The 16954-nt window shown below is 67.1% G+C and carries 14 protein-coding genes; 6 read left to right on the forward strand and 8 right to left on the reverse strand.

Annotated elements, in window-relative coordinates:
• Window positions 1-6: 6 nt before the first annotated feature.
• Window positions 7-1167, reverse strand: a complete 1161-nt coding sequence (locus C6A86_RS12070) for a sulfotransferase (RefSeq protein WP_233213073.1) — start codon at window positions 1165-1167, stop codon at window positions 7-9.
• A 112-nt stretch (window positions 1168-1279) separates the two neighbouring features.
• Between C6A86_RS12070 and C6A86_RS12075 the strand changes: the two genes are divergently transcribed.
• Window positions 1280-1855: a TetR/AcrR family transcriptional regulator gene (locus C6A86_RS12075; RefSeq protein ID WP_105364224.1), complete on the forward strand. Its 576-nt coding sequence runs from the start codon at window positions 1280-1282 to the stop codon at window positions 1853-1855.
• Entirely contained in the window at window positions 1852-2955 is a 1104-nt protein-coding gene (locus tag C6A86_RS12080) for a DUF1214 domain-containing protein (protein ID WP_105364225.1), read from the forward strand. The genes C6A86_RS12075 and C6A86_RS12080 overlap by 4 nt, the downstream gene beginning before the upstream one ends.
• Here C6A86_RS12080 and C6A86_RS12085 read toward each other — a convergent pair.
• The 6 genes from C6A86_RS12085 to C6A86_RS12110 form a co-directional block, all read right to left on the reverse strand.
• The gene (locus tag C6A86_RS12085) at window positions 2939-4297 is read right to left on the reverse strand and encodes an NtaA/DmoA family FMN-dependent monooxygenase (RefSeq protein ID WP_105364226.1); all 1359 of its coding nucleotides are present in this window, start codon (window positions 4295-4297) and stop codon (window positions 2939-2941) included. The genes C6A86_RS12080 and C6A86_RS12085 overlap by 17 nt on opposite strands.
• A gap of 9 nt (window positions 4298-4306) precedes the next feature.
• Window positions 4307-5452, reverse strand: coding sequence for an LLM class flavin-dependent oxidoreductase (locus C6A86_RS12090; RefSeq protein WP_311101144.1), 1146 nt, complete (start codon window positions 5450-5452; stop codon window positions 4307-4309).
• Between the two features lie 88 nt (window positions 5453-5540).
• Window positions 5541-6776, reverse strand: a complete 1236-nt coding sequence (locus C6A86_RS12095) for a DUF445 domain-containing protein (protein WP_105365327.1) — start codon at window positions 6774-6776, stop codon at window positions 5541-5543.
• Window positions 6773-7435: an Abi-alpha family protein gene (locus C6A86_RS12100; protein ID WP_105365326.1), complete on the reverse strand. Its 663-nt coding sequence runs from the start codon at window positions 7433-7435 to the stop codon at window positions 6773-6775. Before C6A86_RS12100 ends, C6A86_RS12095 begins: the two co-directional genes overlap by 4 nt.
• A 199-nt stretch (window positions 7436-7634) precedes the next feature.
• Complete coding sequence (locus C6A86_RS12105) at window positions 7635-10013, reverse strand: phosphoketolase (RefSeq protein WP_105365325.1); 2379 nt, start codon at window positions 10011-10013, stop codon at window positions 7635-7637.
• Window positions 10014-10023: 10 nt separating this feature from the next.
• On the reverse strand, window positions 10024-12522 hold the full coding sequence (locus tag C6A86_RS12110) for a glycogen/starch/alpha-glucan phosphorylase (protein WP_105365324.1): 2499 nt from the start codon (window positions 12520-12522) through the stop codon (window positions 10024-10026).
• A gap of 81 nt (window positions 12523-12603) precedes the next feature.
• Here C6A86_RS12110 and C6A86_RS12115 point away from each other — a divergent pair, with 81 nt between their 5' ends.
• The 4 genes from C6A86_RS12115 (at window position 12604) to C6A86_RS12130 (ending at window position 16450) form a co-directional block, all read left to right on the forward strand.
• Window positions 12604-13656, forward strand: coding sequence for a phosphotransferase family protein (locus tag C6A86_RS12115; protein WP_105365323.1), 1053 nt, complete (start codon window positions 12604-12606; stop codon window positions 13654-13656).
• Between the two features lie 71 nt (window positions 13657-13727).
• Window positions 13728-14606 (forward strand): acyl-CoA dehydrogenase family protein, encoded by an 879-nt coding sequence (locus C6A86_RS12120; RefSeq protein ID WP_105365322.1) that lies wholly within the window; start codon window positions 13728-13730, stop codon window positions 14604-14606.
• Complete coding sequence (locus C6A86_RS12125) at window positions 14593-15681, forward strand: acyl-CoA dehydrogenase family protein (RefSeq protein WP_105365321.1); 1089 nt, start codon at window positions 14593-14595, stop codon at window positions 15679-15681. The genes C6A86_RS12120 and C6A86_RS12125 overlap by 14 nt, the downstream gene beginning before the upstream one ends.
• A 1-nt stretch (window position 15682) precedes the next feature.
• Window positions 15683-16450, forward strand: a complete 768-nt coding sequence (locus C6A86_RS12130; RefSeq protein WP_105365320.1) for an enoyl-CoA hydratase/isomerase family protein — start codon at window positions 15683-15685, stop codon at window positions 16448-16450.
• Here the strand turns inward: C6A86_RS12130 and C6A86_RS12135 are convergent, their stop codons facing one another.
• Window positions 16451-16924: a DUF1990 domain-containing protein gene (locus tag C6A86_RS12135; RefSeq protein WP_105365330.1), complete on the reverse strand. Its 474-nt coding sequence runs from the start codon at window positions 16922-16924 to the stop codon at window positions 16451-16453.
• Window positions 16925-16954 lie beyond the last annotated feature (30 nt).

Below are 16954 nucleotides of genomic sequence, written 5' to 3' on the forward strand. Positions count from 1 at the left end.
CCTTCATCAGGCCAAAAACCGCTGCGAATATTCGGCGAATCGCGCCCGCAGGTCGTCCTCGTCCAGGCCGAACATCTGCGCCGATGTCGCGACCCGGCCCAGCCTGCCGCGGCGGTGACCGTCGAGGTATTCGGTGACCGCGGTGCGCACCGGCTCGTCGAACGGTTCGCCGGCCAACGCGAACAGCCGTTCGGCGGTGCCGAGTTCGTCGGCCATGAAATCGTCGAACCGGATATCGACGGAGCGCTCGGCCGGGATGATGTCGCGCTGGCGCACACACTCGCCCAGCAGTTTCTCCAGCCGGATCACCCAGCCCGCGGCGATCCGCGGGACATCCACCCGGTCGCGGTGCATCCGCTCGCTGTAGGTGATCATCGTGATCATGGACAAGGCCACCGGCACCGGATCGCGGTGGGTGAAAGCGACGATCACACCGGGGAAGACGGCGTCGAGCACCGCGAGCTGGCCGAGGTGCTGCGGCGATTTCAGCACCCAGCGCCGCCCGCCGCGCAGGAACTGCAACGCCTGCAGTTGGGTGCGCAGATACTCATACGAGCTCGTCTGATCCTGCGACCAGTAGTAGTCGCTCCACCGCGGCACGTCGGCGAGTGTCTCCATCAGCATCGTGGAGAAGTCGTTGGCCAGCAGCTGAATCTCTTCGTGCACATGCTCGGTGGTCATCTCGTGCATCAGCGCGAAATGCGGCATCAGGGTGTCCATCACCTGTACCGCCATGTCCATCCTGCTCACGCGAGGGTCGGGCGTCAGGCCCGCCTCGGCCGGCAGAGGAAACGGCTCGACGCCCTCCCAGTACGGCAGGCTGCGGAACGTCGGGGGAGCCGCCAGCAGGTTGTGCAGGTGGGTGGTCCCGGTGCGGGGCAGTCCGGCGATGACCACCGGTGCCAGCACCTCGATATCGCGGATCTCGGGGTGACGCTTCAGCAGGTCGGTCAGCAGCAGCCGATTCTTGAGCCACTGCACCAGTTGTGCGTGGAAGTTCACCACCCCGGGGCCATGCATGTCGATCTCGCGCAGCTCGGCCACGTACCGGTCCAGGCGTTCGCGGTAGTCATCGGGCCCGAAGTCGGTGAGGCCGGTGTCGGCTCGCGCACGGGCATGCAGGACCGCGGAGTCCAACGGGAAGTCCGGTGCGATGGCGGCCATCATGTCCCGGATCTGTTGGGCCTCAGCGCTATAACGCGGCTCGGCCAGGTCGTCGAGATGGACGATTCCCGCTGTGGTGTCGGTCACATCGACTTATGTTACTCTGAGTTCCGTAATGACGACAGAGATCGGACGACCCCGAAATCCACTGATCGACGACGCCGTGCTGCGCGCCACGGTGGAGTTGATCGGTGAGACCGGTTACGCCGAGCTCACCGTCGGTGCCATCGCGGTGCGCGCCGGCACCAGCAAGCCGGCCATCTACCGACGTTGGCCCAGCAAGGCCGCACTCGTCCACGAGGCGGTGTTCCCGCTCGATGCCAGCACCGAATTACCGCACACCGGCACGCTCTTCGGAGATATCCGAGAGATGGTGCGCCGCACACTGGCCGTGTTCAGCACTCCCGCCGCCCGCGCGGCACTACCCGGACTGGTCGGGGAGATGGCCGCCGACCCGGCCCTGCACGCCACCTTGCTGGAACGTTTCGGTGACATCCTCGTGCGCGGCCTCGGTGAGTATCTCGACGCCGCCGTGACCCGCGGTGAGATGCGTGCCGAGGTCACCGCCACCGACCTCGCCGAGTCCATTGCCGGTATCACCTTTGTGGCACTGCTGGCCCGCGGTGCCGTCCCCGACGATGCGTGGATCGAGCGCACCGCCACCCTGATCGTGAGAGGAATCAGTACATGACACACGAATCGACAACGGCCTGGCGGGAATTGCTCGACACCCTGCGTGACCTGGACCGCTCGTTCCTGGAGGGGGACAAGGCGGTGACCGACGACCGCCACATCGGCGACGGCTACCGAATGCTGGCCACCACGCTGGGCGTCGCGCTGGACACCTACCTGTTCGCCGACCCGAGTCGCCCGCAGTGGTTGGAGGTCAACTCGCCCTGGCGCCCGGACCGGCGCTGGGGCGGAGACAACACCGACGCCATCTACTTCATGTGCCCGGTCGACCCGCAACGCCGCTATCGGATCACCGGCAACCGCGGTGACAGCGTGTACTTCTCGGTCACCGCGTACAACGAACCGGCACCCGGGGCCTGGTCGGACCGGATCATCGCGGTGTTCCGCGATGACGACCTCGATTTCGACGCCGACGGGAACTTCTCTTTCGAGTTCGGGCCTGCGCCCGACGCCGCCGTGCTGATGACCCGCGACTACCAGGCCGACCCGCATACCGGCACCGTGGTCACCTGGCACATCGAGGCACTCGACGCACCGGAACCGTTCCGGCACGGCGACACCGAGACGGCCGCGGCACTGCGCGCGAGCGCGGCCTGGATGCGCACCATGTTCGCGATCCTGCCGCTGGCCGTCGGCGCCAAGGTCGCCGACAACCACGAACTCGGCCACGAAACCGCGATGGCGGCCAATGATTTCGCGGCGCCCTACCAGGTGCCGGACGCGAACTTCGGATGGTCGGCGCGCGATGCCTGCTACGCCTACGGCAGCTTCGACCTCGCCGAGGACGAGGCGCTGGTGATCACCCACCGCCCACCCGCCTGCCGGTTCTGGAACCTGGTGGTCTGGAACCAGTTCATGGCGACCCCGGGTGTGCGGGATGCGCGCAGTTCGCTCAACGGCCACACCGCGGTGCCCAACGCCGACGGCTCGGTGACCGTGGTGCTGTCCCGCGGACTGACCGAACACCCCAATTCGCTGACGACACTGGACTATCCGCGGGGCAACCTGGCGTTCCGCTGGTTCCTCGCCGACGAAGTGCCGGACAAGCCCGTCGTGCAGTTGGTGAAGGCCTCGCAGGCGCCTACCGAGGTGGACTGACCTCGGGCGTCAGACCGAGGTGCTCGCGCAGGGTGGTGCCCTCGTACTCGGCCCGGAACACCCCGCGTTCCTGCAGCAGCGGCACCACCGCATCGACGAACGGATCGAGCCCGGCCGGGGTGACATGCGGTACCAGGATGAAACCGTCACTGGCATCTGCTTGCACCAGCGTGTTGATCTCCTCGGCCACCGTCGCCGGTGAGCCGATGAAGTTCTGCCGCCCGGTCACCTCGATGATCAGCTCACGGCTACTGAGGTTTTCGGCCTCGGCCTTCGCACGCCACTCGTCGGCGACGGCGACCGGATCACGGTGCATCCGCACACTGGCGCGGCCGCGGGCGATGGTGTTCTCCCCGACGACCGGGTCGACCGAGGGCAACGGCCCGTCGGGGTCATGGTCGGACAGATCCCGGTTCCACAGCTGCTCCAGGAACTTGACCGCGGTGGCCCCGGAAACTTGAGCCAATCTGACCTCCTGCGCGATATCGGCGGCCTCGGCATCGGTCTCGCCGAGCACGAACGTCGCCGCGGGCAAAATCAGCAGCTGATCGTGACGCCGGCCGTAGCCGGCCAGCCGTCCCTTCACATCGGCATAGAACGCCTGCCCCTCGGAGCGCGTCGCGTGCCGAGAGAAGATGGCATCGGCCGCGCGGGCCGCGAACTCGCGGCCGTGATCGGAGTCGCCGGCCTGGAAGATGACCGGCCTGCCCTGCGGGCTGCGCGGCACATTGAACCGGCCGGAGATGTCGAAATGTTCGTCCCGGTAGGAGAATCTGCCGGCGTCGGGGTCGGACAGGAAGGTGCCGGTCTGCTTGTCGGCGATGATCTCGTCACCGCGCCACGAATCGAACAGGGTGTGTGCGGCGGCCAGGAAACTCTCGGCGCGGGCGTAACGCTGGTCCTCGGCCAGGAACCCGCCGCGCCGGAAGTTCTCCCCGGTGAACGCATCCCACGAGGTGACGACGTTCCAGGCGGCCCGCCCGCCGGACAGGTGATCCAGCGACGCGAACTGCCTTGCCACCTCATAGGGTTCGTTGAACGTCGAGTTGATGGTGCCGGTCAGCCCGAGCCGTTCGGTGACGGCGGCCAGCGCAGCGAGCACGGTGAACGTGTCCGGGCGCCCCACCACATCGAGGTCATAGATCTGCCCGCCCTGCTCGCGCAGGCGCAGGCCCTCGGCCAGGAACAGGAAGTCGAACTTGCCGCGCTCGGCGGTCTGCGCGAAATGGGTGAACGAAGCAAAGTCGATATGGCTGCCCGAACCCGGGTCACTCCAGACCGTGGTGTTGTTGACACCGGGGAAGTGCGCGGCGAGATGAATCTGTTTGAGCGGCTTGGCCATCGGAGTGTCCTAAGGGTGTGCGTACCGGTTGGCGGGGCGGGACAGTCCGAACAGGCCACGCAGGGTGGAGTGCTCATAGCCACCGCGGAAGGCGCCGCGGCGCTGCAGCTCGGGTACCAGTGCGCCGGTGATCTGTTGAAGATCGTGCGGGATGCTGGCCGGCCGCAGCCGGAAACCGTCCGCGCCGGCGGCCTGCCACTGCTGCAGCAGGTCGGCCAGCTGCGCCGGAGTTCCGACGAAAACCTCCGCATCACTGATGTATTCGCGGCCCAGCGCCTCATCGAGCTGCGCGCGGTGCGCCGCAGCCGCGGCCGGGGTGTCGGCGAGGAACACCACCAGGTCCGGCAGGATGCGCAGCGGGGTGGTGTTGTCGGCGCGCAGCGCGGTGATGGTCTCGATGATGGTGCCGACCTCGGCGGCACCGTGTGGGGTGATGAACCCGATATCGGCGCCGGCGGCGATCAACCGGTAGGCGGGATCGCCGTGACCGAGCGCGGCCACCAGCGGCTGGCCCTGCGGCGGCCGCGGAGTGATCGAGGGGCCCCTGACCGAGAACCAGCGCCCTTGGAAGTCGATGTAGTGCAGCTTGTCCCGATCGATGAACCGGCCGGTGGCGGCATCGCGGATCTCGGCGTCGTCCTCCCAGGAGTCCCACAGCCGGCGCATCACCTCGACGTGGTCGGCGGCCTCGGCCAGCGCGTCATCGGCCACCTCGCGCCCGAAATGTCCCGCGGACTCGGGGTTGGCCGACACCTGCACCCGCACGCCCGCCCGCCCGCCGCTGACATAGTCGAGCGTGGCCACCGCCTTGGACAGGTGGAACGGCTCGGTATGGGTGGTGATGGCGGTGGGGATCAGCCCGATGTGGCGGGTCTTGGGCGCCACCCGCGCCGCGATCTGCACGGCATCGAGCCGACCCCGGACGCGGTCGGTGCGCTGATCGGGTCGCCACGGATGGTCGGACTGCAGCACCAGCCCGTCCTCGATGGTGACGAAGTCCAACACACCCCGCTCGGCCTCGAAGACCAGGTCGGTCCAGTAGGGCGCGGTCAGCAGGTCCGCGGGCCGGGCATCGGGCCGCCGCCACGACGCCGGATGCCAGCCGGTGCCGTCCAGGGCGACGCCGAGGTGCAGGCGGTTCGGGCGATCAGCCACGAGATCTCCTCACGGTGCACGGTTTCACCACACAACGGTCGCCGACGACCGGGCATTCCGGCAACAGATCCGCGCAGCCGGATTCGGCTCAGTGCGCCAACAGTAGGATGAGCTGCAATTGCAGCTCACCGCACAGGAATCCGAGGGCCGCACCCAACACGACGATGATCCATTCGTCGTCCTTGAAGGCCGGCCGCAACAGGTTCTCGTAGGACTGTGAGTCCAGATCGTCCATCTTCTCGACCATCACGTTCTCCAGGTCGAGGCGGCTGGCCGCGTACTGCTCGATATACGACGACGTCTCCGGGAGCTTCTCGATGATCGAGTTGGCGATCTGTACCTTCATCTCCTGGTACTGGCGTCCACCGAGCACGTTGACCACCCGGCCCGCGAATCCCATCTGATCGTCGATGGTGCGGCCGATCTCGGCCTGGACGATGTCGAAGAACTTGTCCGACATCGGACCGGTGAGCAGGCTCTCCATGATGGCCTTCGGGGTGAAGATCTCTCGGGCCATCAGTGCGGCGTACCCGCGGATGACCTCTTTGCGGCGGGCCTGGAACACGCCCTGCCACTTGATGCCGAGGAACACGTTCTTGCGTTCCAGCGGCCGGAAGATCATCTGAAGCGCCACCCAGTCGGTGAGGCCACCGGTCAGCAGGCCGAACAGCGGCAGCGCTAGGTGCCAGCCGGTGGCACCGAAGACCAGCATCTGGACCAGACCGATGATGAATCCGAAGACCAGCCCGGATCTGATCAGGAAGGTGAATGCCGGTCGGCCGATGTCCTCGAAAACCGCGTTCAGGGTGGCCTTGTCGCGGACCAGGTTGGTCACGACCATGTGCTTGATGTCGAAGATCTGGTCGACCTGGCCGCGGAACTCCTCGAACATGCCGCGTGCCGCGGACGGGATGCGACCCTCGACGTTGCTGACGATGAGGTTCTTCACCTGATCGGGTGTGGCGCGCCAGACCTGTGGTTGAAAGGACATCATCATCGTGTCGACGAGTTCCTGGGCGGCCTCGCGCAGCGGTTCGCCGAGTTCCTTGACCAGTTCGTCCGGGTCGATCTTGTCGAAGAGTTCCTCGGGTTTCAAGATCCCGGAGGTCAGCGAATCGACCGCCACCGCAGCCATTTTCGGGGCACGCCGGGGGATCTGGCCCTGCCAGCCGAAATAGGGCTTGATCCCCTTGAACTCGACGGGATAGAACATCATCTTCAGCGCGAGGATCTTGGTGATCCAGCCGACGAAGGCCGCGCCGAACGGGATGGTGATGTACACCCACAACGGATAGGAGAACGCGTTCTCCCAGAAGTCGCTCACTTCGCTGCCTCCCACAACTCTTGACCGAGATCGCTGATGCGCACGGTGCGCCGGACCACCCGAGCGGATCGGACACCGCGTCGCGCGGTGGCCATGGCGACGTTCACCGCAGAGTCGGTCAGCAACATTTCGTACTCGTCGTACATGGACGAGGCCTCCGGGCCCAGTCGCACCAGGCCGAGTCGCAGCAGCCGGGTCAGATACAGCGGGGTGTGACGCGGCAGCGACACCCCGGCCGAACGGCCCACCGTCGAGGCGTTCTTGAGCGCGTAGGCGGCACTGCCTCCGGTTCCCGGTTCGGCCACGTGGATGACGGGATAGGCGGAGCCGTCGGAGAGGGCGGCCAGAATCCGTGCCTCATCGGGCACCAGCGCCTGCAGCAGAGCCAGGTAGAGGACGTCGCGGCTCTTGTCGGGGCTGGTGTACATCGACCGGTCCAGCAAGGTGCGCAGCAGCTGATTCGGGGTGAGGGTCGGTTCGTCCTCGCCGGAAGTCACCGCGGCGGGCGGATCGAGGTCGGTGAGGTGCCTGCGCATCACCCGTACCACCGCGCGCTCGGCGTCGGCGAGCAGCGGCAGTACGTCACCGGCGAGCGGAGCCCGCTTGGCAACGCCGCCGAGGAGTGACAGCCCCCCGCCGATCAGACCCTCCAGGTCCACGGAACCCCTCAGTGTCGGAAATCAGCAACTATGGGTAGCACCATAGTTACCCGCACTCACGGGCCGTGCACCGATCCCGCGCTCACCGCATTGTGTGCGGTATGCGCACGCTATCCGTCGATTTGGTCCGCCGTTCGGTGGACAGCGCGTCGATGGACCGAGGCCGCCGCGCTTGCCGACGGCAAACACGACAGCAGCGTCAGTCGATGGGCTCCCAGGTCCAGCCGGTGATGGCGGGGTCGTCCTCGCCGTGTTCGCGGGTGTAGGCGCGGGCGGCCAGCCGGGCGTCGACCATCTCCTGTCGCAGGCCCGCGGCGTTGCTGCCCAGCCCGTCGACGCGGTCGATGACGTCCATCACCAGATGGAACCGGTCCAGGTCGTTGAGCATCACCATGTCGAACGGTGTGGTGGTGGTGCCGCGCTCCTTGAAGCCGCGGACGTGCAGCTGGCTGTGGTTGGCGTGCCGGTAGGCCAGCCGGTGGATCAGCCACGGATATCCGTGGTAGGCGAAGATGATCGGCTTGTCGGTGGTGAACAACGCATCGAACTCGTGATCGGTCATCCCGTGCGGATGCTCGGACTGCGGCTGCAGCCGCATGATGTCCACCACGTTGACCACGCGCACCGACAACCCCGGCAGCTTCCGGCGCAGGATATCTGCCGCCGCAACGGTTTCCAGCGTCGGTACGTCGCCGGCGCAGGCCAGCACCACATCGGGGGCTTCGGTGCCGTGTTCTGAGCCCGCCCATTCCCAGATCCCGGCGCCGCGGGCGCAGTGCGCAACGGCCTCGTCCATGCTCAGGTAGTTCAGCGCGGGCTGCTTACCGGCGACGATGACGTTGATGTACTGGCGGCTGCGCAGGCAGTGATCGGCCACCGACAGCAGGCTGTTGGCATCCGGTGGCAGATACACCCGCACCACCTCGGGCCGCTTGTTGGCGATGTGGTCGATGAAGCCCGGATCCTGGTGCGAGGCCCCATTGTGGTCTTGGCGCCAGACGTGCGATGTCAGAAGGTAGTTCAGCGACGCGATGGGGCGACGCCAGTCCAGGTGGTTGGTGCTGGCCAGCCATTTCGCGTGCTGGTTTGCCATGGAATCCACGATGTGGACGAAGGCCTCGTAACAGCTGAAGAACCCGTGCCGGCCGGTCAGCAGGTAGCCTTCCAGCCAGCCCTGGCAGAGATGCTCGGAGAGCACCTCCATCACCCGGCCGTCTGGGGCCAGGTGCTCGTCATCCTCGGATTGTTCTGCCTGCCAAGCCTTGTCGGTGGCGTCGAAGACCGCCGAGAGCCGGTTCGACGCCGTCTCGTCGGGACCCATCAGCCGGAAGTTGTCGGTGTTGCGGGCAATCACATCGCGCAGGAAAGTGCCGAGCACCTTGGTGGCCTCGCCGGTGGACGCGGCCGGGTTCGGCACCTCGACGGCGTAGTCGGTGATGGAGGGCAGATCCAGTTCGCGCAGCAGCACGCCGCCGTTGGCGTGCGGATTCGCGCTCATCCGCCGGTCCCCGGCGGGCGCGAGCGCCCTCAGATCCGGGCGCAGCGCGCCGGTGTCATCGAACAACTCCTGGGGGTGGTAGCTCTGCATCCAGGTGCCGAGTGCTTCGAGATGGTCTGCATTGGTGCGGGTTTCGGACAGCGGCACCTGATGGGAACGCCAGGTGCCCTCGACCTTCTTACCGTCCACCTCGCGGGGCCCGGTCCACCCCTTGGGCGTGCGCAGGATGATCATCGGCCACAGTGGCCGGCCGGTCTGCCCGTCCTCGCGGGCGGCGCGCTGGATGGCGGCGATCTGGTCGAACGCGTCATCGAGGGCGGCCGCCAGCTGCCGGTGCACATCGGCGGGCTCGTCGCCGGCGACGGTGATCGGCACGTAGCCGTAGCCACGCATCAGGGAATCCAGCTCGTCGGCCGGGATGCGGGCCAACACGGTGGGGTTGGCGATCTTGTAACCGTTGAGGTGCAGGATCGGCAGCACCGCGCCGTCGCGCACCGGGTCGAGGAACTTGTTGGAATGCCAGCTCGCGGCCAGCGGGCCGGTCTCGGCTTCACCGTCGCCGACCACGGCGGCCACCACCAGGTCCGGGTTGTCGAACGCGGCGCCGTAGGCGTGCACCAGCGCATAGCCGAGTTCGCCGCCCTCGTGGATGGAGCCCGGGGTCTCCGGCGCCACATGGCTGGGGATACCGCCGGGGAAGGAAAACTGGCGGAACAGCTTCTGCATGCCCACGGCGTTCTGGCCGATCCCGGTGTACACCTCGGAGTAGGTGCCCTCCAGGTAGGCGTTGGCGACCAGGCCCGGACCGCCGTGGCCCGGTCCGGTGATGAAGATGACGTCGGCGTCGCGCTGGGTGATCACCCGGTTCAGATGGGCATAGAGCAGGTTCAGGCCTGGGGTGGTGCCCCAGTGCCCGAGCAGCCGGGGTTTGACGTGCTCGGCGACCAGCTGCTCCCGCAACAGCGGGTTGTCCAGCAGATAGATCTGTCCGACCGACAGATAGTTGGCCGCCCGCCAGTACGCGTCGAGCAGGGCGACCTCATCGTCGGAGAGCGGTACAGATTCAGTCGGTGCAGTCATACCTACCGGTCTACCCGTTGTTGGCGGCTTTCACATGTACGGCACGTACACCCCAGATGTCGTCGCAATACTGCTCGATGGCGCGGTCGGAGGAGAACTTCCCGCTGCGGGCGGCATTGAGGATGGACATCCGCGACCAGGCGTCGCGGTCCTGCCAGGCGGCACTCACCCGATCCTGGCACTCCACGTAGGAGGCGTAGTCCGCAAGTACCAGGAAAGGATCGTCATGGGTGAGGTTATCGACGAGCGGCCGGAACACCTCGGTGTCACCGTGGGAGAAGTGCCCACCGGCAATCAGGTCCAGCACGGCACGCAGTTCCGGGTTGGCGGCGACGTAGGAGGCCGGGCGGTAGCCGTCGTGCTTGAGGGCCTCGACCTCGTCGACGGTGAGGCCGAACAGGAAGAAGTTCTCCGCGCCGGCCTCCTCGCGGATCTCGACATTGGCGCCGTCGAGCGTGCCGATGGTCAGCGCGCCGTTCATCATGAACTTCATGTTGCCGGTGCCGGAGGCCTCCTTGCCCGCGGTCGAGATCTGCTCGGAGAGGTTGGCCGCGGGGTAGATCAGGTGGGCGTTCTGCACGTTGAAGTTCGGCAGGAACACCACCTTCATGTAGCGGTTGACCTCGGGATCGAAGTTGATCATGTCGCCGACCGCGGTGATCAGCTTGATGATGCGTTTGGCCAGGAAGTAGCCGGGCGCGGCCTTACCGCCGAAGATGAACGCCCGCGGGGCCATGTCGATGCCCGGGTTGTGCTTGATCCGCAGGTACTGGGTGACGATGTTGAGCACGTTGAGGTGCTGGCGCTTGTACTCGTGGATCCGCTTGACCTGGATGTCGAACAACCAGGTCGGGTCCAGCTGCACGCCGGTCTCGGCGAGGACGAACTCCGCCAGTCGAGCCTTGTTGGCCCGCTTGACATCCCGCCACTCCTGCCGGAAGGCGTCGTCCTCGATGAAGGCTTCCAGTCCGCGCAGCCGGTCCAGGTGGGTCAGCCAGCCGTCGCCGATCCGGCGGTCCAGCAACCCGCGCAGGCCCGGATTGGACAGCGCGACGAAGCGCCGCGGTGTCACGCCGTTGGTCTTGTTCGAGAACCGCTCGGGCCACAGCTCGTAGAAGTCCTTGAGCACGCTTTCCTTGAGCAGTTCGGAGTGCAGCGCAGCCACACCGTTGATGGCGTGGCTGCCGACGGTGGCCAGGTGGGCCATCCGCACACTCTTGCCGCCGTCCTCGCCGATCAGCGACATCCGGCGCACCCGGTCCTCATCACCGGGGAAGCGGGCACGCACCTCGTCGAGGAACCGGTTGTTGATCTCGTAGATGATCTCCAGGTGCCGCGGCAGGCTCTCCCCGAAGAGCTCCAGCGGCCACTTCTCCAGGGCCTCCGGCAGCAGGGTGTGATTGGTGTAGCCGAAGGTGGCCACGGTGATCGCCCAGGCCTCGTTCCATTCCAGGCGGCGTTCGTCGACCAGGATCCGCATCAGCTCGGCGACCCCGATCGAGGGGTGAGTATCGTTGAGCTGCAGCGCAAATCGCTCGGGTAGGTCGTGTAGCGAGGCGTCGGCGAGATCGTCCATGATGTGCACGACGTGCTGCAGCGAACACGAGACGAAAAAGAACTGTTGCAGCAGCCGCAGCCGCTTGCCGGCGTCCGGCTCGTCATTGGGGTAGAGCACCTTGGTGACGGTCTCGGCGCTGACCTCCTCCTCGACGGCCTTGTAGTAGTCCCCGGTGTTGAAGGCGTCCAGGGCGAACTCCTGCACCGCGCGGGCGCTCCACAGCGTCAGGACATTGCAGGTCTTCACGCCATAGCCCTGGATCGGGGTGTCGTAGGCCACGCCCTTGACCACCCGGCCGGGCCACCAGCGAATCCGGGACACGCCCGCATCGTCGAGGTAGTGCTCGGTGTGTCCCTCCCAGTTCACCAGGTAGCTCACGTCGGGTTTGGCGATCTCCCAGGGGTTTCCGGCGTCCAGCCAGTTGTCGGTCTTCTCCACCTGCCAGCCGTCGTGCAGTTCCTGGTCGAAGATGCCGAACTCGTAGCGGATGCCGTAGCCGATGGCCGGCCGTTCCAGGGTGGCCAGCGAGTCGAGGTAGCACGCCGCCAGCCGGCCCAGGCCGCCGTTGCCCAGTCCGGGCTCCTCCTCACAGGCCAGTACCTCGTCGAGGTCCTGTCCCAACTCGGCGAGTGCGTCCCGCGCGGCAGCCTCGATGCCGAGGTTGAGCAGGTTCGCGCCCAGTTGCGGTCCCATCAGAAACTCTGCGGACAGGTAGCAGGTGACCTTGCTGCCCAGGTCAAGCGAGGTCTGGGTGGAGTCAACCCGGTTGTCCTGCATGCGGTCCCGCACCGCCAGCGCCAGCGCCCGGTAGTAGTGCTCGGGTCGCAGTGCCGCGGCCGGGCGGCCGATGGAGTACCGCACATGGTCGATGATCGCGCGGCGCAGGGCGTCGGAGGACAGCCCGGTGCGGGCGCGTTCGGCGGCGGGGGAGGGCGCAACAAGATCAGTCATGGAAAGAGTCTGTCAGGGGTTCGTGCACATCGCGCGCGCAATGAGCGTCGGCCGGGTTAACGGATGTGAGACGCTGCCGAGATGTCCGGTGTACCCGAACTCGTCGACGTCCTGCCCCAGCACCGCTTCGACGACGCGGCACTGCTCCGGTATCTGGGCGGCCACGGCATCGACGGCCCACTGCAGATCCGGCAGTTTCAGGGCGGACAGAGCAACCCGACCTTTCATGTGCACAGTCCTGCAGGGGAATTCGTGTTGCGCAAGAAGCCACCCGGTACCCTGCTGCCGCGCGCACACGATGTCGGTAGGGAGTACCGGGTGATGTCGGCGCTGGCCGACAGCGAGGTGCCGGTGCCCCGGATGCGGGTCATGTGCACCGACGACTCGGTGCTGGGTACGCCGTTCTTCGTGATGGACCACGTGCCGGGCCGGATCTTTCCCGACCGGGTGCTCCGCGACGGCACGCCGGCCGACCGGGCCGCGGTGTACCGCGACCTGGCCCAGGTGCTGGCCCGCCTGCACAAGGTGGACTGGCGGGCGGTCGGGCTCACGGATTTCGGGCGGCCCGACGGCTATCTGGCCCGGCAGGTCGCGCTGTGGACCAGGACGTGGGAGACCGTCAAGGTCGAGGAATGCGCCGAGATGGACCGGCTGGCGACCTGGCTGCCCACCCACCTGCCCGACGGGGACGACGCGTGCATCGCGCACGGTGACTACCGGCTGGGCAATGTGTTGCTGCATCCCACCGAACCGCGCATCGTCGCGGTGCTGGACTGGGAACTGGCGACCATCGGCCACCCGCTGGCCGACCTGGGCTACGCGGCGATGACCTATCACCTGCCCGGTGACGCGGACCCGCTGATGGGGGTCGCGGGCGAGGATCTGGCCGGCACCGGGATTCCCGACGAGTCGGAGTTCGTGGCCGAGTACTGCCGGGAAGCCGACCGGGACGTTCCGGGTGATCTGCCCATCTTCGTGGTGTTCTCGATGTTCCGGCTGGCGTCGATCGTGGCCGGCGTGTGGCGGCGCGGGCTGGACGGGAACGCCTCCGACGCGCGTGCGGGCACCGATCTGTTCCGGGACCGCTACCGCGGGCTGGCCGAACGAGCCTGGGCGTTGGCCGGCGGGCTGTGACAATCGGCCGTGTGATAGTAAAGTTCTGGCCTGATGAGAATCGGATTCTCCAGAAAGGATAGGCTCCTCTCATGGATGTTCGGCTGACCAGTGAGCAGCAACAATTGCGGGATGCGGCCGCGAAACTGGCCGACGATCTCGGCCCGGGAGCTGTCGGAGAACTGGACGACGGGGACCGTGTCGCCCGGCTGGAGAAGACGGTGGCGGCCACCGGTTGGCGCTCGCTGCGCTCCGACGGCGCCTCCGGCGTGGAGGTGGCGCTGGTCGCCGAGGAGTTCGGCCGCGGACTGGTCGACGTGCCGTTTCTCGGCCCGGTGCTGGCCGACGATCTGGGACACGGCGACGCGACGGTCGTCTTCGGTGGCACCGCGCCCGATGCCCGGGGTCTCGGCCACGGAGTCTGGCTCGACGGCGGCAGCGTCACCATCGCCGATCTCGGTGAAGCGAGCCCCGGTGTGGACCTGACCCGATGGGCCGCACCGGTGTCCGGCACCGCCGCCGTGGTGGGCGAGATCGATCCCCAGCGCGCCCAGGCGCTGGCGCTGGTGGTGACCGCCGCCGACATCCTCGGTGCGGCCCGCGGGGCATTCGACCTGGCCTGCGACTACGCCAAGGTGCGCGAGCAGTACGGCAAGGCCATCGGCTCCTACCAGGCGGTGGCGCACCTGCTCGCCGAGAGCCTGGTGCTCATCGAGGGCTCGGTCAGCATCCTGCGCTACGCCGCGTGGGCGGTCGACGAGGAGGAGCCCGGCGTCGCACTGGAAGCCGCCCGCGTCGCCAAGGTGTACTGCGCGAAATCCGCGCACACCATCTGTGAGACGTCGATCCAGGTGCACGGCGGGATCGGCAACACCTGGGAGTGTGCGGCCCATGTCCACCTGCGCCGGGTATTGGTGTCCACCGGCCTGTGGCCGGTGTCGTTGAAGGAGATCTCCGTTGGACTTTCGTGACTCCGAAGCCGAACTGGCCTTCCGGGAGCGGTTGCGCGCCTGGCTGACCGAACAGGCGCCCACCTTCCCGAAATCGACCGAGGAGTACTGGGCCCGCCAGGGGGAGTGGCACCAATCCCTGCACGCCGCAGGGTTTTTCGGTGCCACCTGGCCCAAGGAATTCGGCGGCCTGGAGCTGCCACCGGTCTACGACGTCATCGTCGACGAGGAACTGGCCCGCGCCGGTGCCCCGCCGCGACCCAGCCTGGGCTACCTGGTGACCGGACTGGGGCGCCATGCCAGCAAGGACGTGCAGCAGCGTTTCCTGCCCGGCATGATCGACGGCACCGAGCGCTGGTGCCAGGGCTTCTCCGAGCCGGGCGCCGGGTCGGACCTGGCCTCGCTGACCACCACCGCCACCCTCGATGGTGACGAGTACGTGATCAACGGCCACAAGATCTGGACCAGCTACTCCGACGTGGCCGACTGGTGCCTGCTACTGGCCCGCACCGACAAGAATGTGAAGCGGCACAAGGGTATTTCGGCGTTTCTGGTCAACATGCACCAGCCGGGCATCGAGCAGCGGCCGCTGAAGATGATCAACGGTGTCAGCAACGAGTTCGGCCAGGTGCTGTTCGACGGAGCGCGGGTGCCGGCCAGCCAGATGGTCGGAAACCCCGGCGACGGCTGGGCGCTGGCGATGACGGTCGTCGGCCACGAGCGTGAGCCGTCCACACTCGGATATGCGGCGCGCTACGAGAAGACCGTCAACCAACTCGCCCGCAAGAGTGCTGCGGCCACCAGTGACGAACTCGCCTGGGCCACCGTGCAGGTACACGTGCTGCGCCAGCACGTGCGGCGACGGTTGTCCGAACAGCTCGACGGAATCTCGCACGGGCCGGAAGGCTCCATCGACAAGCTGCTGATGACCTGGGTCGAGCAGTCGGTGGGGCACGCGGTGCTGGCGCAGACCGGCACCACCGACACCGACCTGTTCAACACCTATCTCTACAGCCGTTCGCAGAGTGTCATGGGCGGCACCTCCCAGATCCAGAAGAACATCATCGCGGGCCGAATCCTCAGAATGGCGGTTTGACATGTACGACATGCCCAAGGAGATCCAGGTCGAGGCCGACGGCCCGCTGCGCCTCATCACGCTCAACCGGCCCGAGGAACTCAACGCCGTCAACGATGATCTGCACGTCGGGCTGGCCCGGCTGTGGAGCAGGCTCAGTCTGGACCGCACGGCGCGGGCCGCGGTGATCACCGGTGCGGGCAAGGCGTTCTCGGCCGGCGGCGACTTCAACTACATCAAGCAAATCAGCGAGGACGCCGACCTGCGGGCCAAGACCATTGCCGACGGCCGCGAGATCGTGATCGGCATGGCGCGCTGCCGGATTCCGGTGATCGCCGCCGTCAACGGCCCCGCGGTCGGCCTGGGCTGCAGCGTGGTGGCGCTGTCCGACATCGTCTACATGGCGGAGAAGGCCTTCCTGGCCGACCCGCACGTGCAGGTCGGTCTGGTCGCCGCGGATGGCGGGCCGCTGATCTGGCCCATGCAGATGAGCATCCTGCAGGCCAAGGAGTACGCGCTGACCGGCGCACGCATCCCGGCCGCCAAGGCCGTGGAGCTCGGCCTGGCCAACCACGTGGTCGCCGATCCGCTCACCGAGGCGATCGCGGCGGCGAAGAAGATCCTCGATCTGCCGCAGAAGGCCGTCGAGTCCACCAAGCGCATCCTGAACATCCAGCTTGAGCGTCAGGTGATGATGACGCTCGATTACGCCACCACCGCCGAGGAACTCACCTTCGGTACCGACGAGCTGAAGGCGAACGTGGCGCGGCTGCTGCAGAGCAGCAAGTAGTCACACGGCCTTCAGATAGCGGCGGGTGATGATCCGCTGGGCGAGCCGGGTGATCGGCCCGCCGAGGCGGCTCCACCACGTGGCGTGCCGGGCGAACGCCGTCACCTCGGCGTGCACCGTGCCGTCGGCCGGGTCGTAGCGGACCGCGAACAGTTCCTCGCCGGTCTCTGGATGTCCGGGCAGGGTGCCGTAGGCGAACCCACGCCGGTCGGTCTCCTCCAGGACGTAGACCACGCGGCACGGCGCCCGCAGCGGCCAGAATCCGACCGTCACCTCGGCGCCGACGGTGGCGACATCCGCGTCGGCCTCGACCAGCACCCCGGCGCCCCGTTGCATGCCCCAGTGCAGGACGGCGTCGGCGGCGTCCTCGAATCGGGTCCGGCCGTGACCGATGACGGCATGCGCGCGGACGTGCTGATAACCGTCGGGCAGCGGGCCCCTGGTGGCGCCCACGTCGGGATAGGTCAGATCCACATCCACCACTATCGCAGGTGTGCAATACCG

Source organism: Mycobacterium sp. ITM-2016-00316 (assembly GCF_002968335.2).
Classification (GTDB): domain Bacteria; phylum Actinomycetota; class Actinomycetes; order Mycobacteriales; family Mycobacteriaceae; genus Mycobacterium.